The organism is Colwellia ponticola, from assembly GCF_005885605.1.
Lineage (GTDB): Bacteria > Pseudomonadota > Gammaproteobacteria > Enterobacterales > Alteromonadaceae > Colwellia > Colwellia ponticola.
The window spans coordinates 1-434 of sequence record NZ_SZVP01000159.1 but is presented as its reverse complement, the minus strand read 5'-3'; the positions used below and the strand labels follow the sequence as shown (position 1 = coordinate 434).

1 protein-coding gene is annotated in these 434 nt (G+C 38.5%); it reads right to left on the bottom strand.

The window, feature by feature from the left end:
* Window positions 1-434, bottom strand: a 434-nt coding sequence (locus FCS21_RS17860) for a hypothetical protein (RefSeq protein ID WP_171035743.1), incomplete at both ends; no start/stop codon positions are given.

Genomic DNA, 434 nt, shown 5'->3' with positions numbered 1-434 from the left:
GTAATGGTCCTTCAGTATCATAATCACAACTGACTTCATATTTAAATTCAGTTTCAGACTGCTTTTTACTTAAGATAATGCGCGTTGCCAATTGTTCAAAATCATCCAATGAATAATTAGTACCCGCAACTTCTCCTGGTACATGAACATCGCTTAATATCAGTCGATAATGGTTGTTTTGATAGGCCGCATATAATTGATTAACGCGCGCTTGATTGTGCAACATTAGATAATTAATTTGGGGCCGATCACCATGATTCAAATGTGCCGTACCGGTAAATAATAACCCGTCAATGTTATCCCCTTCTGAGAGCGTGAAGCGAAAAGGTAACAGGTGTGTGCGATGGTATAAATTAAATTGCTTGCCAGCAACTTCTGCGTATTGATGACTTACCAAATCGTACCCTGGTGTATTAGCACTTTTTCTTTTCTCA